Source organism: Achromobacter arsenitoxydans SY8 (assembly GCF_000236785.1).
GTDB classification, from domain to species: Bacteria; Pseudomonadota; Gammaproteobacteria; order Burkholderiales; family Burkholderiaceae_B; genus Achromobacter; species Achromobacter arsenitoxydans.
This window is the reverse complement of record NZ_AGUF01000010.1, coordinates 31,586-54,170: the sequence shown is the minus strand read 5'-3', so window position 1 is coordinate 54,170 and position 22,585 is coordinate 31,586. Positions and strand designations below refer to the sequence as shown.

Annotated in this window: 20 protein-coding genes; 18 read left to right on the top strand and 2 right to left on the bottom strand. The window is 67.8% G+C overall.

Going from position 1 to position 22,585, the window contains the following annotated elements; genetic code table 11:
- Positions 1-11: 11 nt before the first annotated feature.
- From KYC_RS02100 to KYC_RS02065, 8 genes are all read left to right on the top strand, one after another.
- Positions 12-1,478, top strand: a complete 1,467-nt coding sequence (locus tag KYC_RS02100) for an amidase (RefSeq protein WP_008158363.1) — start codon at positions 12-14, stop codon at positions 1,476-1,478.
- Between the two features lie 250 nt (positions 1,479-1,728).
- Complete coding sequence (locus tag KYC_RS02095; protein WP_008158362.1) at positions 1,729-3,348, top strand: methyl-accepting chemotaxis protein; 1,620 nt, start codon at positions 1,729-1,731, stop codon at positions 3,346-3,348.
- Between the two features lie 8 nt (positions 3,349-3,356).
- The gene (locus KYC_RS02090; protein ID WP_008158361.1) at positions 3,357-3,899 is read left to right on the top strand and encodes a chemotaxis protein CheW; all 543 of its coding nucleotides are present in this window, start codon (positions 3,357-3,359) and stop codon (positions 3,897-3,899) included.
- Positions 3,896-5,182 carry a CheR family methyltransferase gene (locus KYC_RS02085; RefSeq protein ID WP_008158360.1) on the top strand — a complete coding sequence of 429 codons (1,287 nt, stop codon included), beginning with the start codon at positions 3,896-3,898 and terminating at the stop codon, positions 5,180-5,182. Before KYC_RS02090 ends, KYC_RS02085 begins: the two co-directional genes overlap by 4 nt.
- A complete protein-coding gene (locus KYC_RS02080) occupies positions 5,175-5,840 on the top strand; it encodes a chemotaxis protein CheW (RefSeq protein ID WP_008158359.1) in 666 nt (221 codons plus the stop codon). Before KYC_RS02085 ends, KYC_RS02080 begins: the two co-directional genes overlap by 8 nt.
- Entirely contained in the window at positions 5,837-8,149 is a 2,313-nt protein-coding gene (locus KYC_RS02075; protein ID WP_008158358.1) for a hybrid sensor histidine kinase/response regulator, read from the top strand. Before KYC_RS02080 ends, KYC_RS02075 begins: the two co-directional genes overlap by 4 nt.
- Positions 8,146-9,156 carry a chemotaxis response regulator protein-glutamate methylesterase gene (gene cheB, locus KYC_RS02070; protein WP_008158357.1) on the top strand — a complete coding sequence of 337 codons (1,011 nt, stop codon included), beginning with the start codon at positions 8,146-8,148 and terminating at the stop codon, positions 9,154-9,156. The genes KYC_RS02075 and cheB overlap by 4 nt, the downstream gene beginning before the upstream one ends.
- A gap of 35 nt (positions 9,157-9,191) precedes the next feature.
- Complete coding sequence (locus KYC_RS02065) at positions 9,192-10,205, top strand: diguanylate cyclase (protein ID WP_043517341.1); 1,014 nt, start codon at positions 9,192-9,194, stop codon at positions 10,203-10,205.
- A gap of 14 nt (positions 10,206-10,219) precedes the next feature.
- On the opposite strand, the gene KYC_RS28360 is transcribed toward KYC_RS02065, so the two are convergent.
- Both KYC_RS28360 and KYC_RS02055 read right to left on the bottom strand, forming a co-directional pair.
- On the bottom strand, positions 10,220-11,308 hold the full coding sequence (locus tag KYC_RS28360) for a flavin reductase (RefSeq protein ID WP_008158355.1): 1,089 nt from the start codon (positions 11,306-11,308) through the stop codon (positions 10,220-10,222).
- A 158-nt stretch (positions 11,309-11,466) separates the two neighbouring features.
- The gene (locus tag KYC_RS02055) at positions 11,467-12,402 is read right to left on the bottom strand and encodes a LysR family transcriptional regulator (RefSeq protein ID WP_081477968.1); all 936 of its coding nucleotides are present in this window, start codon (positions 12,400-12,402) and stop codon (positions 11,467-11,469) included.
- A gap of 104 nt (positions 12,403-12,506) precedes the next feature.
- Between KYC_RS02055 and KYC_RS02050 the strand changes: the two genes are divergently transcribed.
- From KYC_RS02050 to KYC_RS02005, 10 genes are all read left to right on the top strand, one after another.
- A complete protein-coding gene (locus KYC_RS02050; RefSeq protein ID WP_043517319.1) occupies positions 12,507-13,871 on the top strand; it encodes an LLM class flavin-dependent oxidoreductase in 1,365 nt (454 codons plus the stop codon).
- 12 nt (positions 13,872-13,883) lie between these two features.
- The gene (locus KYC_RS02045; RefSeq protein ID WP_100148241.1) at positions 13,884-15,248 is read left to right on the top strand and encodes an acyclic terpene utilization AtuA family protein; all 1,365 of its coding nucleotides are present in this window, start codon (positions 13,884-13,886) and stop codon (positions 15,246-15,248) included.
- Between the two features lie 15 nt (positions 15,249-15,263).
- Positions 15,264-15,575, top strand: a complete 312-nt coding sequence (locus KYC_RS02040) for a DUF4387 domain-containing protein (RefSeq protein WP_008158351.1) — start codon at positions 15,264-15,266, stop codon at positions 15,573-15,575.
- Positions 15,576-15,658: 83 nt separating this feature from the next.
- Positions 15,659-16,834 (top strand): ABC transporter substrate-binding protein, encoded by a 1,176-nt coding sequence (locus KYC_RS02035; protein ID WP_008158349.1) that lies wholly within the window; start codon positions 15,659-15,661, stop codon positions 16,832-16,834.
- Between the two features lie 18 nt (positions 16,835-16,852).
- Positions 16,853-17,716, top strand: coding sequence for a branched-chain amino acid ABC transporter permease (locus KYC_RS02030; protein ID WP_008158346.1), 864 nt, complete (start codon positions 16,853-16,855; stop codon positions 17,714-17,716).
- Positions 17,717-17,723: 7 nt separating this feature from the next.
- On the top strand, positions 17,724-18,725 hold the full coding sequence (locus KYC_RS02025; RefSeq protein ID WP_100148246.1) for a branched-chain amino acid ABC transporter permease: 1,002 nt from the start codon (positions 17,724-17,726) through the stop codon (positions 18,723-18,725).
- Positions 18,722-19,519 (top strand): ABC transporter ATP-binding protein, encoded by a 798-nt coding sequence (locus tag KYC_RS02020; protein WP_008158341.1) that lies wholly within the window; start codon positions 18,722-18,724, stop codon positions 19,517-19,519. Before KYC_RS02025 ends, KYC_RS02020 begins: the two co-directional genes overlap by 4 nt.
- The gene (locus KYC_RS02015) at positions 19,506-20,219 is read left to right on the top strand and encodes an ABC transporter ATP-binding protein (protein ID WP_008158339.1); all 714 of its coding nucleotides are present in this window, start codon (positions 19,506-19,508) and stop codon (positions 20,217-20,219) included. The genes KYC_RS02020 and KYC_RS02015 overlap by 14 nt, the downstream gene beginning before the upstream one ends.
- A gap of 21 nt (positions 20,220-20,240) precedes the next feature.
- Positions 20,241-21,044, top strand: a complete 804-nt coding sequence (locus KYC_RS02010; RefSeq protein WP_008158336.1) for an N-acyl homoserine lactonase family protein — start codon at positions 20,241-20,243, stop codon at positions 21,042-21,044.
- 56 nt (positions 21,045-21,100) lie between these two features.
- Positions 21,101-22,504, top strand: coding sequence for an MmgE/PrpD family protein (locus KYC_RS02005; protein ID WP_008158334.1), 1,404 nt, complete (start codon positions 21,101-21,103; stop codon positions 22,502-22,504).
- The last annotated feature ends 81 nt before the right edge of the window (positions 22,505-22,585 follow it).

Here is a 22,585-nt window from a genome sequence, read left to right as displayed (position 1 = left end):
GACTCGCCGCCATGCCTACCGCCGCCCCGCTGAACGAAATTGTGGCCATGCCCGCGCACGCGCTGTCGGACGCCATCCGCGGCCGGCGCGTGTCCTGCCGCGAGGTGATGCAGGCCTATCTGGCGCATATCGACCAGGTCAATCCCAAGCTGAACGCCATCGTCGCGCGGCGCGACAGCGACGAGCTCCTGCGCGAGGCCGAAGAGCGCGATGCCCAGCTGGCCGCGGGCCAGTGGCTGGGCTGGCTGCATGGGATGCCGCAGGCGCCCAAGGACCTGACGGCGGTGCGCGGCATGGTCACGTCGATGGGATCGCTGGTCTACAAGGATGTAAAGACGCAGCACGACTCGATCATGGTCGAGCGCATGCGCGCCGCCGGCGCGATCTTCATCGGCCGCAGCAACGTGCCGGAGTTCGGACTGGGATCGCACACCTACAACAAGGTCTACGGCGCCACGGGCAATCCCTACGATGCCACCAAGACTGCCGGCGGCAGCAGCGGTGGCGCGGCGGCCGCGCTGGCGGCCCGCATGCTGCCGGTGGCCGACGGCAGCGACTTTGGCGGATCGCTGCGCAATCCGGCGGCCTTTTGCAATGTCTACGGCATGCGCCCGTCCGCGGGCCGGGTGCCGGCGGGACCCGCGCCGGAGGTGTTTCTCAAGCAGTTGTCCTATGAAGGGCCCATGGGGCGCACCCCGCGCGACGTGGCCCTGATGCTGTCGGTGATGGCGGGCCACGATAAGCGCGCGCCCCTGTCGCTGACGGACGATCCAGCCCAGTACGCGCAGCCGCTGGATGCCGATCTTGCCGGCAGGCGCGTGGGCTGGCTGGGCGATTGGGGCGGCTATCTGCCGATGGAGTCCGGCATTCTGGATCTGTGCGCCCAGGCTTTGAAAGGCCTGGAAGCGGCGGGGTGCCGCGTCGACGACTACCAGGTGCCGTTCGCGGGCGACCGGCTGTGGCGCATCTGGCTTGCGCATCGCCACCTGATGGTAGGCGGGCAATTCCACGCGCTGGTCCAGAACCCCGACACGCGCAAGCTGGTCAAGCCGGCGCTGATCTGGGAAGTCGAAGGTTTGGAGGGCCTGACGGCGCACGAGATCTACCGGGCGACCGAGGAGCGCAGCGCGTGGTACCAGACCGTGCTGCGCATGTTCGAGGACGTGGACTACCTGGCCGTGCCGTCGGCGCAGGTGTTTCCCTTCGATGTGGCGCTGGACTGGCCCAAGGAAATCGCCGGCCGGCCCATGGATACCTACCATCGCTGGATGGAGACCGTCACCCCGTGGACGCTGGCGGGCTGCCCGGTGATCAGCGTGCCGGTGGGCTTCAATGCGGCGGGCCTGCCGATGGGCATGCAGCTTATCGGGCCGCCGCGCGGCGACCTGGCTGTACTGCAACTGGCGCACGCTTATGAACAGGCCTGCGACTGGGTGGGCCAGCGGCCGCCTCAGGCGCTCTGGGATATCCGGGCCTGAACGGGGACGCACCGACGGTCACAAAAATACAAATGTCTCTGTAATAAAACTTTGCGTTTTCCCGACGAAGGGCTGGAAGTTTTGGGTTTTCCCCTGTTTTTCGTGGCTGCGAGGCGGCTCCTTTGTAATAATTGTCGATATTTCCCACATCCCGTCAGAGCTGTCAGCTTTAAGCTGGCCGGCGCGGCAGGATTCTAGGGGCGTCCCGGTCGGGCGTTGACAAATTGAAACAGTACAAAGGTCTCTCGGAATGAAGAATCTGACGCTCCGCCGGCGCATCCAGGCCAGTTTCCTGGTAATCCTTGCCATCATGACGCTGATGGTGGTGGTGGACTACCGGCGGCTGCTGCACATCGAGTCGGAAGTCGAAATGATCAACGTCGACGCCGTGCCGGGGATCTACTACAGCACGTCGATCCGGGCGGCGTGGTTCGCCGGTTTCGTCGTGGTGCAGGACGCCTTCAATACCAGCGACGAGCCGGCGCGCCACGTGGCGCTGGAATCGCTGCCTAAGAATGACCAGTTGCTGGACGAGCACATCGAGTTCTACCGGCAGGCCATCACCCGGCAGGACGACCAGCAGCTGTTCGACCAGTTCCAGAAGGACCTGCGCGAATACAAGCGCATCCGTACCGACATCCTTGCGTCCGCAACCCAGTCGGATCCGGCGCGCGTGCAGGCGCGCATCGCGACCGAACTGCGGCCCGCGTTCTATCAGGGCCGCGATGTTCTGGCCAAGATGGTGATCGAAAACAAAAGGCAGGCGGATCTGGCCGCGGTCAGTATCCGGCAGGCCGTGAGGTCGGCCGAAACCGGCATGCTGGTGTCGCTGGCCCTGGCCATTGCCGCTGCGATCGTCTGCGGCATCATGCTGATGCGCGCCATCGGCAACCCGATGCGCGACATCGTCAAAACGCTGGAAGCCACCGGCGGCGGCGATCTGACTCGCCGGTTGAAGCTGGCGCGCCAGGACGAATTCAACGCCATCGAGACGGGCTTTAACGGCATGGTGGACGAGCTGACCGGCCTGGTCGGCAAGACGCAGCGGTCCGCCGTGCAGGTGGCGACGTCGGTGACCGAGATCGCCGCCACGTCCAAGCAGCAGCAGGCGACGGCGTCGGAAGTCGCCGCCACCACCACCGAGATCGGCGCCACCTCGCGTGAAATCTCCGCAACCTCGCGCGAACTGGTGCGCACCATGACCGAAGTCTCCAGCGCGGCCGAGCAGACCGCGACGCTGGCCGGCAGCGGCCAGGTGGGCCTGGCGCGCATGGAAGACACCATGCGCAATGTGGTGGGCGCTGCCGGGTCGGTCAACGCCAAGCTGGCCATCCTGAACGAAAAGGCGGGCAATATCACGCAAGTGGTGACGACGATCACTAAGGTGGCCGACCAGACCAACCTGCTGTCGCTGAATGCGGCCATCGAAGCGGAAAAGGCCGGCGAGTACGGCCGGGGCTTTGTGGTGGTGGCCACCGAGATCCGCCGCCTGGCCGATCAGACGGCGGTGGCCACGTACGACATCGAACAGATGGTGCGCGAGATCCAGTCGTCCGTGTCGGCCGGCGTGATGGGCATGGACAAGTTTTCCGAGGAAGTGCGCCGCGGCATGACCGACATGCAGCAGGTGGGCGATCAGCTTTCGCAGATTATCCAGCAGGTGCAGACGCTGGCGCCGCGCGTGCAGATGGTAAATGAGGGCATGCAGGCGCAGGCGACCGGCGCAGAGCAGATCAACCAGGCCCTGCAGCAGCTTAGCGACGCGGCGCAGCAGACCGTGGAATCGCTGCGCCAGTCCAGCCTGGCCATTGAAGAGCTGACGCTGGTGGCGAACGACCTGCGCAGCGGCGTTTCGCGCTTCAAGGTGTGAGCGCCGTCATGACGCAGTCCGTGCCCCGTGCGCCCGCCGGCCCGGCCCATGCCGGCGCCGGGCGCCGGCTGTATCTGCTTTTCCGCATCGGCGCCGACCGCTACGCGCTGGACGCTGCGGACATCGCCGAGGTGCTGGGGCTGCGCGTGTTCAAGCAGGTGCCCGGCGCGCCGCACTGGGTGGCGGGCATGATGGAGCGCCGCGGCGCGGCCGTGCCGGTCCTGGACATGAGCGCGCTGGCCGGCGCGGGCGCGGCGGCCTGCGTGACCAGCACGCGGCTGGCGATGGTGCGCTACCGCGCGGACGCGCTGGCCGGCGAGCGCCTGCTGGGCCTGATCCTGGAACAGGCCACCGAAACCGTCCACTACGACCCCGCGGCGTTCCAGCCACATGCGCTGGACAATGCCGAGGCCCGTTATCTCGGGCCGGTCCTTAGCGATGCGCTGGGTATGGTGCAGTCGGTGAGGGTGGATGACCTGCTGCCGCTGCACGTGCGGTCGCTGCTGTTTCCGCCCGCGTCCGGCGCGGCGTCTGGCGAGGCCCTGCCATGACCGTGATGGACGAATTCAGCGGCCTGCTCAAGCGCCGGATGGGGCTGGACAGCGGCTCCATCGGCCAGGCTGCCGTCGAACGCGCCGTGCGCCACCGCATGCACGCCGCCGGCGTGGATGACGAGCAGGACTATCTGATGCGGGTGCAGTCCTGGCCCGACGAAATGCAGCAGCTCATCGAAGCCGTGATCGTGCCGGAGACCTGGTTCTTCCGGTACCCGGAATCGCAGGCCGCCATGGCGGCCCTGGCGCGCGACCGCCTGTTTGCGCCCGGCTGCGAGGGCCGCATCCTGCGGGTGTTGAGCGTGCCCTGTTCCAGCGGCGAGGAGCCGTACTCCATCGCCATGGCGCTGCTGGACGCCGGCGTGCCGCCGCAGCGCTTCCAGGTGGACGCCGTGGACATCAGCGTGCGCATGGTCGAATTCGCCCAGCGCGCCGTGTATGGCCGCAATTCTTTCCGGGGCGACGACCTGTCGTTCCGCGACCGGCATTTTTCGGACGCGCCCGACGGCCATCAATTGGCCGCGCGGGTGACGGCGCAAGTCCGGTTCCGGCCGGGCAACCTGTTCGATCCCGGCCTGCTGGCGGGCGCGGCCCCCTATGATTTCGTGTTCTGCCGCAACCTGCTCATCTACTTCGACGCCGCCACACAGGATCGCGCGATCCAGGTGCTGCGGCGGCATACGCGCGAGGACGGCGTGATCTTTGTCGGACCCGCCGAGACCAGCCTCCTGACGGGACGGCGGCTGCCGCCGGTGCCGATTGCCCGCTCGTTCGCGTTCCAGGCAAGGCCCGCTCCCGCCCACGCCGACGCGGCGCCGGCGCCCCTGCGCGTGTCGCGTCCCATCGTGCACGCCTGGACGCCGCCCCGTCGCGCCGCCGCCCAGGCGCCCGCGCCGCGCTTGCCATTGCCGCGCGCGGCGATTGCGGATGCGCCGCCCATGCCTGCCGCTGGCGCATCCGGACAGGCGGCGCAGACGTCGCTGCAACAGATCGCCGCCATGGCCGACCAGGGCAAGGTCCAGGAGGCGATGGCGCAGTGCCAGGCCCACATTGAGCTTCACGGCGCCAGCGCCGAGGTGCTGCATCTGCAGGGCCTGCTGCTGGACGCCGCGGGCGACGCCCGCCAGGCGCAGGCCGCGTACCGCAAGGCGCTGTACCTGGATCCGACCCATCGCGAGGCGCTGCTGCACCTGGCGGCGCTGGTCGCGTCCGACGGCGATCACGAGGGCGCCCGCCGCCTGCAGGCGCGTGCGGCGCGCCAGGAGGCGCGACGTGAGTGAACTGACCGCGACGCTGTCCGACGTGGACGACTGCTGGAACCGCATCGGCATACGCGGCGACAAGAGCTGCGCGCAGTTGGCCGGCCATGTGCATTGCCGCAATTGCCCTGTGTATTCGGCGGCCGCCAAGCGCATCCTCGACCGGCTCCCGCCAGGCATGGAAGCGCAGGCCGAGCCGCCCGCCGCCGGGCGTCATGACGCGAACCTGTCTTCGCTGCTGGTGTTCCGGCTGCACCAGGAATGGCTGGGCCTGCCCACCCGCGCGCTGGACGAGGTGGCCGGCATGCGCGGCATCGTCAGCCTGCCGCACCGGCGCGATCCGGCGGTGCTGGGCGTGACCAATGTGCGCGGCACGCTGACGGTGTGCGTGTCGCTGTCGACCCTGCTGGGCCTGGAGGCCGCGGCGGCGCAGGCGCGCGAGCGCCCGGCGGCTGCGCGCATGCTGATCTTCGGCGGCGCGGGGCGCGCGGTGGTGCTGCCCGTGGACGAGGTCGAGGGCATGCATGACGTGGACCTGGACGCGCTGGAGCCGCTGCCGGCGACGGTGCAGGGAGCCCGCCTGAAATATTCGCGCGGCATGGCCCGCTGCGGCGGGCGCGGCGTCGGCGTGCTGGATGAAACTCTGCTGATGCAGGCCTTGGAACGGAGCCTTGCGTGAATCCGGATCAGATGCGCGACGCGTCGCTGCTCGAATTGTTCCAGATCGAGACCCGCACCCAGGTGCAGGTGCTGAACGACGGCCTGCTGGCGCTGGAACAGAACCCCACATCGGCCCCGCACCTTGAGGCTTGCATGCGCGCCGCGCATTCGCTCAAGGGCGCCGCCCGCATCGTGGACCTGCATCCTGCCGTGCGCATCGCGCACGCCATGGAAGATTGCCTGGTGGCGGCCCAAGAGGGGCGGCTGCGCCTGCAGGCGGCCGATATCGACGCCCTGTTGCTGGGCACCGACCTGCTGCAGCGCGTGGCTACGCCTGGCGTGGACCTCGATGCGGAAATCGGCGACCTGGTGGCGCGCCTGAGCAGCGCGCCCAATGCGCCGCCGGCCTTGCCGCCGCGCCCGCCCAGGCCGTCGGACTTCCTGCCGCCTATCGTGCTGTTGGAGGACGCGCCCGACGCGCCCGTTGCCGTCCCGGCTCCCGCGCCCTTGGATGCGCCGGCCCCCGCGGCCATTCCGTCCGCGCCCTCGCGCCGCAGTTCGGACCGTGGACTGGGCGAAGGCGAGCGCGTGCTGCGCGTCACGGCCGACACGCTTAACAAGCTGCTGGGCCTGTCCAGCGAAACGCTGGTGGAATCGCAGTGGATCGCGCCCTTCAGCGCGTCCATGCTGCGGCTGCGGCGAATCCAGGCGGGCGCCGCGCAGGCGCTGGACAGCCTGCGCAGCGTGCTGGCCGGACAGCAGCTGGATGCGCGCGGACAGGCCGCGCTGGACGATACGCAGCGCATCCTGGACCAGTGCCAGCGGGAGTTGACGCAGCGCGCGAGCGAAGTCGACGAATTCGGCTGGCGCATGAACCATCTAACGCGGCGCCTCTACGACACCGCGCTGGCCTGCCGCATGCGGCCGTTCGGCGACGGGCTGGGCGGCATGGCGCGCATGGTGCGGGACCTGGGCCGTTCGCTGGGCAAGCAGGTGCGCCTGGAGATCGACGGCGAAGACACGCAGGTGGACCGCGACATCCTGGAGAAGCTGGATGCGCCGCTGATGCACCTGCTGCGCAATGCGGTGGATCACGGCATCGAAACGCCCGAGGCGCGGGCCGCGGCGGGCAAGCCGCCCGAAGGCTTGATCCGGCTGTCGGCGCGTCACTCGGCAGGGATGCTGCTGGTCGAGTTGGCGGACGATGGTTCCGGCATTTCGCTGGACCAGCTTCGCGCCGAGGTCGTCGAACGCAAGCTCACGAATGCGGAGACCGCTGCCCGCCTGAGCGAGGCCGAGCTGCTTGAATTCCTTTTCCTGTCGGGGTTCAGCACGCGCGACGAAGTGACCGAAATCTCGGGGCGCGGCGTGGGGCTGGACGTGGTGCAGACCATGGTGCGGCAGCTGCGCGGCGCGGTGCGGGTCTACCAGCAGGCCGGGCAGGGCACGCGCTTCGTGCTGGAGATGCCGCTGTCGCTGTCGGTGGTGCGCAGCCTGCTGGTGGAAGTGCAGGGCCAGATCTACGCGTTTCCGCTGGCCTACGTCAGGCATGCGCTGCAGGTGCGCGCCGAAGACATCGAACAGCTTGAAGGCCAGCAGCATTTCCGCTTCATGGACCGCCAGATCGGCCTGGTGTCGGCGCGCCAGATCCTGCGCGCCGGCGCGCCCGCGCCCGCCGCCGATACGCTGCCGGTGGTGGTGGCGGGCGAGCACGACCGGCTCTACGGCATCGCCGTGGACCGTTACGTGGGCGAGCGCACCCTGGTGGTGCAGCCGCTGGATCCGCGGCTGGGCAAGGTGCAGGACGTCATGGCGGGCTCGCTGATGGACGACGGCACGCCGCTACTGATCCTGGACGTCGAGGACATGCTGGTGTCCGTCCAGAAACTCATCGAGGGCGGCGGGCTGTCCCGGGTCGATAGCGGGACCGAGGCCGCCACGGCGCGGCGCCGCAAGCGGGTGCTGGTCGTGGACGACTCATTGACGGTGCGCGAACTCGAGCGCAAGCTGCTGCTGAACCGCGGCTTCGATGTGGCCGTGGCGGTGGATGGCATGGACGGCTGGAACATGCTGCGCGCCGAGGACTTCGACCTGATCGTGACCGACGTCGACATGCCGCGGATGGACGGCATCGAACTCGTGTCGCGCATCAAGGCGGATCCCAAGCTGCAGGGCCTGCCGGTGATGGTGGTGTCGTACAAGGACCGTGAAGAGGACAGGCGGCGCGGGCTGGACGCCGGCGCCGACTACTATCTGGCCAAGGGCAGCTTCCACGATGATGCGCTGCTCGATGCCGTTGAAGACCTCATCGGAAAGGCACGCACGTGAGAATCGGGATCGTCAACGATATGCCCATGGCGGTCGAGACCCTGCGGCGCGCGATCGCGCTGGAGCCCGGCCTGGAAGTGGCGTGGACGGCGTCCGACGGCCTGGAGGCCGTGCAGCAGTGCGCGCGCGACCGTCCCGACGTGGTGCTGATGGACCTCATCATGCCCGTCATGGACGGGGTCGAGGCCACGCGCCGCATCATGGCGGAAACGCCCTGCGCGATCGTGGTGGTGACGGCGGACGTGGCGCGCCACACCTCGCGGGTATTCGACGCCATGGGCCACGGCGCGCTGGACGCGGCGGACACGCCGGTCGTCGGCAGCGGGGACATGCGCACCGCCGCGGCGGCGCTGCTGCGCAAGATCCGCAATGTCGGCTGGCTGATCGGGCGCTATGGCAGCCGGCCGGCCCTGACGCCGCTGGCCACGCCTGCGCCCCAGCCCGGCGCGCGGCGCCTGTTGGTCATCGGCGCATCGGCCGGCGGGCCGGCCACATTGGCCCAATTGCTGCGCGACCTGCCGACGGATTTTCCGGCTGGCATCGTGCTGGTGCAGCATGTGGACGCGTCGTTCGCGGCCGGCATGGCGGACTGGCTCAACGATCAGGTGTCGCTGCCGGTCAGGCTGGTGCGCGAAGGTGAACGGCCACAGCCCGGACAGATTCTGCTGGCGGGCACCGACGACCATTTGCATTTGCTGGACGATGGTACCCTGCGCTACACGGACAACCCGACGGAAAGCCTTTACCGGCCCTCCATCGACGTTTTTTTCCATAGCGTGGCGCAGCACTGGCGCGGCGTGGCGGTCGGCGTGCTGCTGACCGGCATGGGCCAGGACGGCGCACGCGGCCTGAAGGCGTTGCGCGAACGCGGCTGCCTGACCATCGCGCAGGACCAGGCCACCAGCGCCGTCTACGGCATGCCCAAGGCGGCCGCGGCCATGCAGGCCGCGGTGGAAATCAGGCCACTCGAACAAATTGCCGCCCGCGTCATCCAGGCGTTTGCCTGATGCGCGGGACCCCGGCGGAAATCAAGGACCTCAATATGCTCCCCTCCATTGACGACACAGCCTCGGCGGATTTGAATTCGCATGGGGCGATGGTGCTGCTCGTCGACGATCAGGTCATGGTTGGAGAAGCCATCCGGCGAGCGCTGGTGCCCGAAGGCAATATTGACTTTCACTATTGCTCGGACCCCTACAAGGCACTTACCGTGGCGGTCCAGACGCGGCCCACGGTCATCCTGCAGGACCTGGTGCTGCCTGGGGTGGACGGCCTGAGCCTGGTGCGCGAATACCGCAACCACCCCGTGACGCGGGACATCCCCATCATCGTGCTGTCCACCAAGGAAGATCCGGCGATCAAGAGCGCGGCCTTTGCAGCCGGCGCCAACGATTACCTGGTGAAGCTGCCGGATTCCATCGAGCTGGTGGCGCGCATCCGCTATCACTCGCGTTCCTACATGGCGCTGGTGCAGCGCGACGAGGCCTACCAGGCCCTGCGCCAGAGCCAGCAGCAGCTTCTGGAAAGCAATATGGAACTGCGCCGGCTGACCAATTCCGACGGCCTGACGGGCCTGGGCAACCGGCGATATTTCGACGAATACCTGAATGCCGAATGGCAGCGCGCGCGCCGCGACAGCCGCGAGATCAGCATGCTCATGATCGACGTGGACCACTTCAAGTCCTACAACGACACCTACGGCCACATCGCGGGCGACGAGGCGCTAAAGCGCGTGGCCAACACCATTTTCAGCAGTTGCGACCGCTCGACGGACCTGGCGGCCCGCTTCGGCGGCGAAGAGTTCGCGCTGGTGCTGCCGGGCACGCCGGCCGGCAGCGCACGCCTGGCCGCCGAAAAGGTGCGCCGCGCTGTCGAAGCGATGCAGATTCCGCAGCGGGAAGCGGATTCCGGGCCCTGGCTGACGGTCAGCGTGGGCCTGGCCACCGCCGTGCCCGAAGCCGAGCGGCCATGCACGGATCTGATCCAGGCGGCCGACCGAGGCCTGTACGAGGCCAAGCGCCAGGGGCGCAACCGGGTGGTGCCGGGGCAGTTCTGACTTGCTGGCGGCGCCTAGCCCGCCAGCAGGGACGCGCCGGCGGGGTATCCCAGCCGCAGCGATAGCTCCCGCGCCGCCTCGCGCAATGCGGCCGGAACCGGGCCGTCCCAGTCCGGCGCCAGCCGCTCTGCCTCGCAGGTGGTCGAGATCGCCAGCACCATGTTGCCGCTCGCGTCATAGACAGGGGCGCTGAAGGCGTTGACCTTGACCTGGTGCCGGGGCGATGCCGCGGCGCCGACGGCCCGCGCCAATCCGTGATGCAGCGTCTCGGCCACGCGTTGCGCAAACTGTCCGGTATCCGGCTGGCCGCTGCGGACGCGAGCCTGCAGCTCTTCGTCGATGGCCGCCTGCGTCTGCCCGGGCGGCATGAAGGCGGCGAACGCGATTCCCGTTGCCGATTGCGTAAGGCTGACGACCACGCCCGCCTGCAGGTACGGGCTGACCGGGTGCGTGGAAGGTTCCCAGCCGATGATGGTGGCCCCCTGGTTGCCCCAGACCGCGATGCCGACGGTGCGCTGGCCGATGCGCTCGCAGATGTCGGGCAGCGCCGCCAATGCCATGCGTTGCGCTTTCAGGCTGTCCAGTCCGGCTGCGCCTGTCTGGCTTCCGACTTCTCCCAGATCGTGCGCGTAGGTCCTGAGATATTTGCCGTCGCCGAAGGCGAGCGAATGGTGGCCGCTGCGGAAGATCTTTTCCACCTGGCCCAGGTAGACCACGTGGTCCCCGCCGGGATAGGCGGCGACCTTCACGCATTCCAGGTGGGCCGCGCAGTCGTCGATAACCGGCACGCCGCCCAGCCCGGCCGTGACCGGCACTTCGCGGAATTTGTCGGCGCCCGACTTCGCGAACTGGTTGGACACGTGGACCTGATGGTCCGCCAGGATGTTGACGACGAAGCGGTCGCAGTCGCGGAACGCCGGGTAGCTGCTGGACGTGGTGGACTGGCTCCAGAGGATCAGCGGCGGGTCCAGCGATACGGAGCTGAAGGAGTTGGCGGTGACGCCATAGGGTTTGCCCCCGGCGTCGCAGGTGGTGATTACGGTAACGCCGGTGGGGAATGCGCCAAGCGCGCGGCGGAATTCCCGGCTGTCGAAGGGTGTCATGCTCGCATCCTGTTTCGTGGATGCCAGCGGCCCGGCGGCGGAAACGGGGTCCGCCGGCGCCAGTCCTGGCATGGCGCCCAGTCTAGGGGCGGCGTGGAACCGCCCACAAATTGTGTTCCGGTATGCGTCTATTACGCCGCGTTATGAATGCGCCGGTGTCAGACCGGTTCGGCAAGCTGCTCCCGGAAGTGCTTGCGCAGGTACTCCTTGAAAGCCTGGGCGGCGGCGGACAGTTCGGCCCGGCGCGACAGGATGCAGCCCCAATGGCGGGTGGCGTCCAGGTCCTGGATCTCGATGAGCACACGCGAAGACTGCGCGTTGCGCTGGACCATGGTGCGGGGCAGGAAGGTGACGCAGTTGCCCGCGTCGATCATGCCCAGCAGGGTGGGCAGGGTCGACGCCGTGGTGTGCTCGAAGCTCAGCCCCTGCTTGGCGAACTCTTCGGTCAGGTGCTTGCGCAGCGACAGGTAGCGGTCCAGGAACATGATCCGGTAGGGCGCGATCATCGACAGCGTGACGCGGGCGTGCGCGGCCAGCGGATGGCCGGCGGGCACGACGAGCAGCACTTTTTCCTCGGCCAATGACTGGAACTGCAGCCCGCGCTGCTTGGTATCCAGCGCCGCTACGGCAAAGTCCGCCGCGTCCTGGGTGACCGCCTGCACGACCTGGGCGTAGGGCAGGTCGCGCAGCACCACCTGGATATCCGGGTAGCGCTGCTGGTAGTCGTGGATCAGGCGCGGCAGCACCGTCGCCGCCAGCATCGGCGTGCACGCCACGACGATGCGGTGGCGCCCGGTTTCCGCGCTTTTCTGAAACTGGCGCATGACGTCGCGCAAGCCGGCCAGCGCCTCTTCGGCCGCGTCCCGCAGGCGGATGCCATCCGGCGTGGCCGTGACCTGGCGCGTGGTCCGCTGCAGCAGCTTGGTGCGCAGCTTGTCTTCCAGCCGCTTGATGCGATTGGTGACGGCAGGCTGGGATAGATGCAGCTTGCGGGCCGCGTCGCTGAAGCTGCCTTCGCGCACGACCCACAAAAAGGTTTCCAGTTCGGAGAGTTCGAGCCGGGTGAGGGCTGGGCGGTCGGTTGATTGATTCATTGTGGTTATAGATGTATCACGCCGCGGAAATTGTGCATATCCGAGTCGACACCAATACTGACGCCACCTCGCCATCAATGCGAACCAACCGGAAATCGGACAGCATGAGCACAACTTCCCGCCAAATGGCCCTGGTGGCCTTCCTGCAAGCCCAGAATTGTTCCAACTATGTCGGCTCGTGGAGAAATCCGTCGAGCATGACTGACTACCTGACGCCCGAGTACTACCAGCGCATTGCGCGCACGCTGGAAGACGGCCGCTTCGACATGGCGTTCTTCGATGACCGCCTGGCCATGCCGGACATCTATGGCGGCAACCACCGCGAGACCGTGCGCAATGGCGTGCGGGCCGTGAAGCTGGAGCCGACCGCCGTGCTGATGGCGATGGCCATGGCCACGCGCAACCTCGGGCTGGGCGCCACGTATTCCACGACGTACTACGAGCCCTTCCACGTGGCCCGCCTGTTCGCCACGCTGGATCTGATGACGAAGGGGCGGGTGGCCTGGAACGTGGTCACGTCCATGAACGACTCCGAGGCCGCCAACTTCGGCCACACCGAGCACCTGGAGCACGATCTGCGCTACGACCGCGCGGACGAGTTCATGGAAGTGGTGATGGGCCATTGGGACACCTGGGAAGACGACATCATCGTCGCTGACAAGGAAGAGGGCTTCTTCGCCGACCCGGACAAGGTGCGCAGGCTGGACCACGAGGGCCGCTTCTTCCGGTCGCGCGGGCCGCTGACGGTGCCACGCTCTCCGCAAGGCAACCCGGTGATCCTGCAGGCGGGCCAGAGCGGCCGCGGGCTGGCCTTCGCAGCGCGCTGGGCGGAGGTCGTGTTCGCCAAGTATCCGACGCTGGAAGGCGGCATCAAGCAGTACCAGGCGCTAAAGGACGGCGTGGCCAAGGCCGGGCGCAATCCCGATGATCTGAAGGTCGCCGCCGAGGTCAAGATCATCGCCGCGGAAACGGAAAGCCTGGCCAGGGAAAAGCGCGACATGATCGCCGCCCTGTCGCGGCCGATCGACGGGCTGACGATGATCGGCGAGACCGCCAACATCGACTTTTCGGGCCGCCCCTACGACCAGCCCTTCACGGACGCGGAACTGGCCGCGATGTCCTGGCAGAGCCTGCGGGACAAAGTGGTGCAGGTCAGCGGCAAGAAGAATCCGTCGGTGCGCGATTTCGTCGAGGCCTCCGGCCGCGGCACGCTGAACGACGGGCCGGTGTTCTGCGGCACCGGCGAGCAGGTGGCCGACATGATGGAGGAATGGTTCAGCAAGGGCTGCGACGGCTTCGTGCTGTCGGCGACCGCCGTGCCGGGCACGTACGAGGATATCGTGCGCCTCGTCATCCCGCATCTGCAGAAGCGCGGACTGGTGCGCAAGGAATATGCCGGCGGCACGCTGCGCGGCAACCTGGGGCTGCGTCGGCCGCGCGCCGGCGACTGGAAGGGCGGCAGCCGCTAAAGGACCACCGACATGACACATGCAAGCGTGCGGATGATGTCCGCCAGCGGCATCCTGGGCTACGGGTTTCCCGAAGCCTCCATCAAGGCCGCCATGGAGCTCAAGCCCCACATGGTAGGCGTGGATGGCGGCTCCAGCGATCCCGGTCCGCATTACCTGGGGTCCGGCAAGACGCTGAACTCCCGGATGGCGATGAAGCGCGATCTGTCGCTATTGCTGCGCGCCGCGATCGCGAACGGCATTCCGATGATGGTCGGCACCTGCGGCGGCGCGGGCGGCGAGCCGCACCTGCAAGCCTGCGCCGACATCGTGCGCGAAATCGCCCGCGAACACGGCCTGCATTTCAAGATGGCGCTAATCCATGCCGAACAGGATCCGGCAGTCATTCAGCGGGCGCTGGCGGAAGAACGCATCCGGGCCCTGGGCACGGCGGGCGCCCTGACTGCGGAAGATATCGGCCAGGCCGTGCGCATTGTCGGCATGATGGGCCCGGAACCGTATCGCCAGGCCCTGGCCGAGGGCGCGCAGGTGATCCTGGGAGGGCGCGGCACAGACCCGGCGCCATGGGTGGCGCTGGCCATGCATCACGGCGTCCCGGCGGCGCCCGCCTGGTACGCCGGCAAGATGCTGGAGTGCGCGTGCAATGCGGCGATTCCCAAGAAGCACGACTGCCTGATGGTCACGGTGGGACAGGACTATGTCGAGGCGGAGCCGCTCAATCCCGAGTTGCGCTGCACGCCGCTGTCGGTGGCGGTGCAGGCGCTGCACGAGAACGCCAGCCCCGTGCTGCGCTACGAGCCGGGCGGATGCGTGGACACGCGCGACTGCGAAATCCGCGCGGTGTCGGACCGCCGCGTGCGGATCACGGGCATGAAGTGGCTCCCCGAGCCCTACACCATCAAGCTGGAAGGCGTGCGGCGCGCCGGGTTCAGCGCGGTGGCCTTCGCCGCCACCCGCGATCCCGGCCTGATCGGCCAAACCGACAGCTTCCTGGAATTTGTGCGCGCCTCCACGGCGACCAAGGTCGCGGCGCTGGGGATTGCGCCGGAAGACTGGCAGCTGGTGCTCAGGGTGTATGGCGCGCACGGCGTGATGGGAGCCTGGGAGCCGAACCCCGGCTTCAGGCCGCAGGAGCTCGCCATCGTCGCGGAAGTCGTGGGCAGAACGCAGGAAATCGCCAACGCGGCGCTGTCGCTGGCGCGCGTGACGCTGCTGCATTCCGACTTTCCGGGGCGCATGTGCCGCGAAGGAAACATGGCGTTCCCGTTCTCGCCGTCGGATATCGAGCGCGGCCCGATCTACGAATTCTTCATGCAGCACGTGATCAAGGTGGCTGATCCGCTCAGCCTGTTTCCCATCGAATACGAAACCGTCTGAGCGGGGAGAGCCAACGTGGCCAAGCTGAAAGACATCGCCAAGGCCTGCAAGAGCAAGAACGCTGGGCCGTTTTCCATCACGCTGGACATCATGTTCGATGATCCGGCCTTGTTCGAGCGCGTGCGCGCCACCGACGTCGTCAGCGCCGCGCTGATCGCCCGGCTGTATGGCGTGCAGCAAGAGGACGTGCTCTTTACCGAGTATCCGCCGGCGCTCGCCTGGAAGGCGACCCTGCCGCGTCCGGTGGCATCGGGCGCGGTGGGCGACGTGGACGTATACGGCGCGCAGCAGCATGCGCCCCTGCTGGATATCGAAATACCCCTGTGACGCCAGGCTGCCGACAACGGCCGCTCAGGCGCACGACACCTGCTGTTCAAGCACTGCCAACACAAAAAGCACAGGAGAGAGACATGATTCGTATATTCAAGGCGATGCTGCCCGTCGCGCTAGCGCTGCCCGCGGTAGCCATGGCGCAGGACACGCTGAAGATCGGCGCGCTGGTGACCTTGTCGGGAGCGGGCGCGGCCTGGGGCCAGGCGCTGCTGTACGGCGCCGAACTCGCGGCCGACGACATCAACGCGCAGGGCGGCCTGGAGGTGGGCGGCAAGAAGTACAAGATCAGCGTCATCCCCTACGACGACAAGTACCAGTCCGCGGATGCGGTGACGGCCGCCAACCGGCTGGTCAGCGACGACAAGGTGAAGTACATCATCGGGCCGATGGGATCGGCGCCGGCGCTGGCCGTCCAGCCGGTCACCGAGCGCGAGAAGGTCATCATCATGACGCTGGGCTTCACCAACAAGGCGCTGAGCCCGGAAAAGCCCTATTCGTTCCGGCCCAACTTGACGACGGAAGAGACGGCGCCGCCCATCATCGCGTGGCTGGTCAAGCGCTTCAACCTGAAGAAGGTGGGCGGCCTGTTCCCCAATGACGAATCCGGCCAGCAGATTTCCGGCGACCTGGCCCGCGCCTATGAAAAGGCGGGCGCCGCGCTGTCCAGCAAGGAATTCTTCGAGCGCCAGCGCGTGGACATGGTGCCGCTGCTGACCCGGATGCTCAGCGCAGGCATCGACGCCATCGAGCTGGACGGGAACTCGCCGGCCACGGCCGGCATGATCGTGCGCCAGGCCCGCGAGCTTGGCTTCAAGGGGCCCATCGTGCGCAACGGCGGCCCGGCGACGCCCGAGATCGTGGCCGTTGCCGGCAAGGCCGCGACCGAAGGCATGATGGTCACGTCCCTGCAGGATCCGGACAACAAGGAAGTGGCGCGCTACGCCCAGCGCTACCAGGACAAGTACAACAAGAAGATGAACGGCTTCAGCCCGGCCTTCTACGACGGCACGCACATGCTGTTCAAGGCCATGCAGAACGCGGGCACCGTGGCCGACAGCACACGAGTCCGCGACGAACTGGCCAAGCTGAAGGACTACAAGGGCATCCAGGGCGTGGTGAACTGGAGCGGCAAGGCGCGCTACGGCATCGACCACCAGGTTGCCTCGCCGTTCTTCATTTCCGAGGTCCGCGACGGCCAGGAAGTCACCGTGGCGCGATGCGATATCGACAAGTGCGTCGATATCCAGAAATAAGCGGGCGGAGGGATACCCATGTCCAACTTGCTATCCCAGGCGCTGGTGAACGGCGTCATCATCGGCCTGCTCTACCTGCTGATGGCGGTGGGGTTCACGCTGGTGTTCGGCGTGATGCGCGTCGTCAACTTTGCGCACGGCCAGTTCTATATGGTGGGGGCGTTCGCAACCTATGTGCTGATGAGCCACTGGCAAGCGCCATTTCTGCTGGCGCTGCTGGGCGCCTTCGTCGTGACGGCTGCGCTGGGCTGGGTGGTGGAATGGGCTGTCCTCAAGCCCTTCCGCCACGATGAGCTGAACGGCATGATCGCGACCATCGGCGTGGCCATGATTCTGCAGGCGGTGGCGCTGGTGGTGTTCGGCCCGGATTCGCAGATCATGCCGCAGGTCGCCGAAGGCGTGTTCCAGCTGGGAACGGTGATCATCCCGGCGTCGCGGCTGTACGTGGCCGTCTGCTCGGTGATCGTGCTGGCGGTGCTGTACGTCTTCTTGATCCACACGCGGCAGGGCAAGGCTCTGCGCGCCGCGGTGCAGGACATGGAGATCGCGACGGCGCAGGGCGTGCGGGCCAAGCTCATGTATCCGCTGGGATTCAGCATCGGCGTGGGGCTCGCTGCGATCGCGGGGGCGCTGATGGCGCCGCTGTTCTCGGTGTCGCCCTTCATCGGGAGCACGCCGCTGCTCAAGGCCTTCATCGTGGTGATCCTGGGCGGGCTGGGCAGCGTGCCGGGCGCCGCGGCGGCAAGCCTGCTGCTGGGCGTGGCCGAGAGCCTGGCGAGTTCCTTCATGAGCAACAGCCTGGCGGAGATCCTGATCTTCGCGCTGGTGATGGGCATTCTGGTGCTGCGGCCGTCCGGGCTGCTGGGCAAGGCGGAGGCGTGAGATGGAAATGAGCAAAGCCATTCTTCCGCCGGTCTCTCCGGCCGCCGCGCAGACCCTGATCCGCGGCGCCGCCGCGCCGCAGCCTTTGGGGGCGGCCAGCCTGCTGGGCCTGGCGGCGCTGGCCTGCGTGCCGTTCTTCCTGAACCAGGCCTTCACGTACCACTTGGCCATTTTCATCTGCATCAACGCCATTGTCGTGACCTCGCTGTCGGTGCTGGCCAGGGCGGGGCAGATATCGCTGTGCCATGGCGCGCTGGCCGGTGTGGGCGCCTATGCCTCGGTGTTTTGCGTCAAGGGGCTGGGGCTGCCGTTCGTCGTGGGCGTGGCCGCCGCCATGATCGCCGCGGGGTGCGTGGCCTATCTGCTGGGGCGCATCGTGCTGCGGCTGCAGGGCGTCTACTTCGTCCTGGTGACCTTTGCGTTCGGCGAGCTGCTGCGGCTGGTGCTGCTGGAGTTCGGGGACGTGACGGGCGGCGCGAACGGCATTACCAATATCCCGCCGGCGTCCATCGCGGGCTACGTGTTCTCCGACAAGGCGGCGTTCTACGCGCTGGCGGCGGTTGTCACGATCGGCGTGCTGGCCTTTTTCCGCTGGTTCTACGCCTCGCCGGCCGGCGAAGCCGTGGATGCGGTGGGCGAGAATCCGGCGCTGGCGGAATCCAGCGGCATCGGCGTGCGGCGCACGCAGCTGTTCGCCTTCACGCTGGCCAGCGTCTTTGCCGGCCTGGGCGGGGCGCTGCTGGCGCACTACGTGGGATACATCTCGCCGGAGTCGTTCAACATGCACCTGTCGGTCGCGCTCATCATCATGATGGTGGTCGGCGGACGCAGATACTTGCTGGGCGGGCTGGTCGGCGCGCTGGTTATGACGCCGCTGCCGGAGTTCTTCCGCGGCGCGGTGGAATCGCAGGACATTCTGTACGGGGTGGCGCTGATCCTCATGCTGCGCTTCCTGCCGCAAGGACTGGCCGGCATGCGGCTGCCGGGCAAGAAAAGGAAATCGGCATGACGAACCCAACGACATCCCAGCCGCTGCTTGAGGTGCGCGGCCTTTCCAAGCGGTTCGGCGGGCTGCAGGCCGTCAGCGACCTGGACCTGCACGTGGCGCGCGACGAGGTGGTGGGCCTGATCGGACCCAACGGGGCCGGCAAGAGCACGGCCTTCAACCTGATCAGCGGCACCCTGATTCCCACGGCCGGCCGGGTCGTGCTGGAAGGCGGCGACATCACGGGCATGGCGCCCAGCGCGGTGGTGCGGCGCGGTCTGGCGCGCACCTTCCAATCGACTTCGGTCTACCAGAGCGCCACGGTGGAACAGAACCTGTTGCGCGGCGCGCTTTCGACCCTGCCGGGGTCCGTTTGGACCCATGCCGTGACCACCCGCGAGCGCCGGGCGGGACTGCTGCGCGTGGCGCGGGAGGTGGACGAAATCCTGGAATTGTCAGGCCTGGGCCCGTACCGCCACGTCGCGGCGGGCGGGCTGGCGTACGGACACCAGAAGCTGCTGGGGGTGGCGATCGGCTTCGCGACCCGGCCGAAGATCCTGCTGCTGGACGAACCGGCGGCCGGGCTGAACGGCGAGGAGTGCGCCGAACTGGGCCGGCTGCTGCAGCGGCTGCGCGCGCATCGCGGCATCTCCGTGCTGTTCGTGGAACACCACATGGCGGTGGTCATGGAACTGTGCCATCGCATCTATGTGCTGGTGCAGGGCCGCAAGATCGCCGAAGGCACGCCGCGGGAAATCCAGTCCGACCCCGCGGTGATCGAAGCTTATCTGGGAGCCCCCGACTATGCCCACGCTTGAAGCGCAGTCCATCGCGGTCTGCTATGGCCCGTTGGAGGCCGTGCACGATGTGTCGCTGCGGGTCGACGAGGGCGAGATCGTGGCCCTGGTGGGATCCAACGGCGCCGGCAAGTCCACCACCCTGAAGGCGATGATGGGGCTCAAGACGCTGGCGCGGGGCGACCTGCGCTGGGACGGCATGTCGATTTCCGGCATGTCCGCCGCGGGACGCGTCGCGCGCGGCATCGCCCTGTCGCCCGAGGGGCGGCGGCTGTTTCCCCGCATGACGGTGATGGACAACCTGGAACTGGGCGCCTACACCACGCGCTGCGCGGCTACGCGCCGGCGGACGCTGGATCTGATTTACGGCCTGTTCCCCCGCGTGCAGGAGCGGCGCGCCCAGATGGCCGGATCGCTGTCGGGGGGCGAACAGCAGATGGTGGCGATCGGCCGGGCGCTCATGGCCCAGCCCAGGCTGCTGCTGCTGGACGAGCCGTCGCTGGGACTGGCGCCCAAGGTGATCGCGGAAATCGCCCAGGCCGTCGAACGGCTGAACCGGGAAACCGGCCTGTCCATTGTGCTGGTGGAGCAGAACGCCCGGCTGGCCATGCGGCTTTCGCACCGGGCCTATGTGCTGGAGCGCGGCGAAGTCGTGCGCACGGGCACGGGCCAGGAACTGCTTGAGGACGATTTCGTAAGGCAAGCCTATCTTGGCGTATAAGGGCGTAGGAGGCGCCCGGCCATGACCGACAACTTACCCTGCTATGAAGTCTATGCGCTGCGCTATGCCCGCATGACGCGTCCGGCTTCGCACAATTTCATCCTGCACGATGCCCACGACGGCACCGTGGACATGGATTTCTACGTGTGGCTGATCAAACTGGGCGATACCGCCATCCTGGTGGACACCGGGTTTGGCGAACGCGGCGCGTCGCAGCGCGGGCGGCCGCTGGACTGCTGCCCGATCGACGCGCTGCGGCACCTGGGCGTGCGGCCCGAGCAGATCCGGGACGTGATCCTGACCCACCTGCACTGGGACCACGCCGGCAATCTGGACAAGCTGCCCAACGCCCGGTTTCACCTGCAGGAGGCCGAAGCGGCGTTCGCCACCGGGCCCTGCATGTGCCAGCCGGTGCTGCGGCGGGCCTTTGCCGTCGAGGACGTCTGCGAGTTCGTCCGCCGGCTGTACGAGGACCGGGTGGAATTCCATGACGGCGACGACGTCTTGCAGCCCGGCATCGAGCTGCTGCGGATCGGCGGCCATACCAAGGGGCTGCAGGCGGTGCGGGTGCATACCGCGCGCGGCTGGGTGGTCCTGGCCTCTGATGCCGCGCATTACTACGACAACGCCACGCTGAAGCTTCCGTTTCCCGTGGTGGTGGACGTGGAGCAGATGCTGGCCGGGCACAAGCGCCTGCTCAAGCTGGCCGGCTCGGTGAGCCACTTTGTGCCGGGGCACGATCCGCAGGTGCTGAAACGCTATCCCAACCTGCCAGGAGACCTGCCTGTCCCGGTGGCGATTCTGCACGAGAACCCCGAATCCTGATTCCCGCGTGCCGCGCCCGCGGGCGTGGCGGCTTCTACTTTGGAAACCTGGTCACCATGCATGCAACTTCGAATCTGCAAGCGCCGTCCTCCAGCCTGGCGCTGGGCCTGGCGCGCTTTGCCCGCGGCCTGACGCTGGCGTCGATGCCGGAGGCGGTGCGCGAAAAATCGCTGCTCCATATCATCGACGCCATCGGGCTGGGCATCGCCGCCCACCAGTTCGACTTTTCCGGGCCGGGGCTGGCCGGCATCCGCGCGGCTGGCGCGCCGGGCGACGCCACGGTCATCGGGGGCGGCGCGGCGCTGCAGGCGCGCGACGCGGCCATGGCCAACGGCTACCTGATGCACGGACTGGATTTCGACGACACGCACCCGGGCGCCATCGTGCATCCGTCGGTGGCCTGCCTGCCGGCGGCGCTGGCATTGGGCGAGACCCTGGACCTGAGCTGGGCAGAGCTGTTGACCGCCTACGCGATCGGCATGGAGACGGCCATACGCCTGGGCCGGTCCGTCAAGGGCGGCTTTCACCAGGGCGGGTATCACGCCACGGGCGTGGTGTCGCACTTCAGTTCGGCGCTGGTGGCCGGCAAGCTGCTGGGGCTGAGCGAAGACCAGCTGGTGGCGGCGCAGGGCATCGCGGCCAGCACGGCATCGGGGGTGCAGGTGTTCCTGGAAGACGGAGCCTGGACCAAGCGCCTGCATCCCGGCTGGGGCGCCTTTGCCGGCATCACGGCCGCCCAGATGGCGCAGGCCGGATTCTTCGGGCCGCGGCGGCCCTATGAGGGCCAGTTCGGTCTATACGAGACCCACATGCAGGCGCGTGCCGACCAGGTGGACGCGGACTCGGTCATCAACGCGCTTGGGGCGGAGTGGACGTTGATGGAAACCTCTATCAAGCCCTATCCCGTGTGCCATTTCATCCACGGCTGCGCGGAAGCGGCGCTGCGCATCCATGCCCGCATCAAGGACGCGGGGCGCATCCGGTCGGTGGAATGCGACCTGCCCGCAGCCACCTTGCCCATCGTCGCCGACCCGGCCCACATCAAGACCCGGCCGCGCAGCGACTACGACGCCAAGTTCAGCGTGCAGTTCGTCGTGGCGGGCTGCCTGGCGCTGGGGCGTTTCACGCTGCAGGAACTGGCGCCCGCCCGGCTGGCGGATCCGGCGCTGCTGTCGCTGGCCGGGCGCACCACGTGCCGGGCGCAGGAAGTCACGGCGTTCCCGCGGTATTTCTCGGGCGCGGTGACGGTGACGCTGCATGACGGCACGCGCCTGCAGGAGGACGTGCCGGTCAACCTGGGCAGCGGCGAGCGCGCGCTGGGCCAGGCCGACATCGTTGAAAAGTTCAAGGCGAACGCCGGCCTGACGCTGCCCGACGTGCGGGTCGCGCTGATCCTGGACGCCTTCCTGTCGGCGGAGCCGTCGACGCCGGTCCGGGCGCTGACCAAGCTGCTGGGCTGAAGGCGCAGCGCGACAGGGAGGATGGGCAAGGGCGGCGCAGCGGAGTATGCTTGCCTGCCGCCCGCTGGCGGCGGTCCGTTC

Coding starts and splice junctions, on each gene's coding strand:
- KYC_RS02030 (WP_008158346.1), top strand. CDS start 16,853: ATGTCCAACTTGCTATCCCAGGCGCTGGTGAACGGCGTCATCATCGGC.
- KYC_RS28360 (WP_008158355.1), bottom strand. CDS start 11,308: ATGACACCCTTCGACAGCCGGGAATTCCGCCGCGCGCTTGGCGCATTC.
- KYC_RS02065 (WP_043517341.1), top strand. CDS start 9,192: ATGCTCCCCTCCATTGACGACACAGCCTCGGCGGATTTGAATTCGCAT.
- KYC_RS02045 (WP_100148241.1), top strand. CDS start 13,884: ATGACACATGCAAGCGTGCGGATGATGTCCGCCAGCGGCATCCTGGGC.
- KYC_RS02005 (WP_008158334.1), top strand. CDS start 21,101: ATGCATGCAACTTCGAATCTGCAAGCGCCGTCCTCCAGCCTGGCGCTG.
- KYC_RS02100 (WP_008158363.1), top strand. CDS start 12: ATGCCTACCGCCGCCCCGCTGAACGAAATTGTGGCCATGCCCGCGCAC.
- KYC_RS02095 (WP_008158362.1), top strand. CDS start 1,729: ATGAAGAATCTGACGCTCCGCCGGCGCATCCAGGCCAGTTTCCTGGTA.
- KYC_RS02085 (WP_008158360.1), top strand. CDS start 3,896: ATGACCGTGATGGACGAATTCAGCGGCCTGCTCAAGCGCCGGATGGGG.
- KYC_RS02090 (WP_008158361.1), top strand. CDS start 3,357: ATGACGCAGTCCGTGCCCCGTGCGCCCGCCGGCCCGGCCCATGCCGGC.
- KYC_RS02035 (WP_008158349.1), top strand. CDS start 15,659: ATGATTCGTATATTCAAGGCGATGCTGCCCGTCGCGCTAGCGCTGCCC.
- KYC_RS02010 (WP_008158336.1), top strand. CDS start 20,241: ATGACCGACAACTTACCCTGCTATGAAGTCTATGCGCTGCGCTATGCC.
- KYC_RS02020 (WP_008158341.1), top strand. CDS start 18,722: ATGACGAACCCAACGACATCCCAGCCGCTGCTTGAGGTGCGCGGCCTT.
- KYC_RS02015 (WP_008158339.1), top strand. CDS start 19,506: ATGCCCACGCTTGAAGCGCAGTCCATCGCGGTCTGCTATGGCCCGTTG.
- KYC_RS02050 (WP_043517319.1), top strand. CDS start 12,507: ATGAGCACAACTTCCCGCCAAATGGCCCTGGTGGCCTTCCTGCAAGCC.
- KYC_RS02055 (WP_081477968.1), bottom strand. CDS start 12,402: ATGAATCAATCAACCGACCGCCCAGCCCTCACCCGGCTCGAACTCTCC.
- KYC_RS02025 (WP_100148246.1), top strand. CDS start 17,724: ATGAGCAAAGCCATTCTTCCGCCGGTCTCTCCGGCCGCCGCGCAGACC.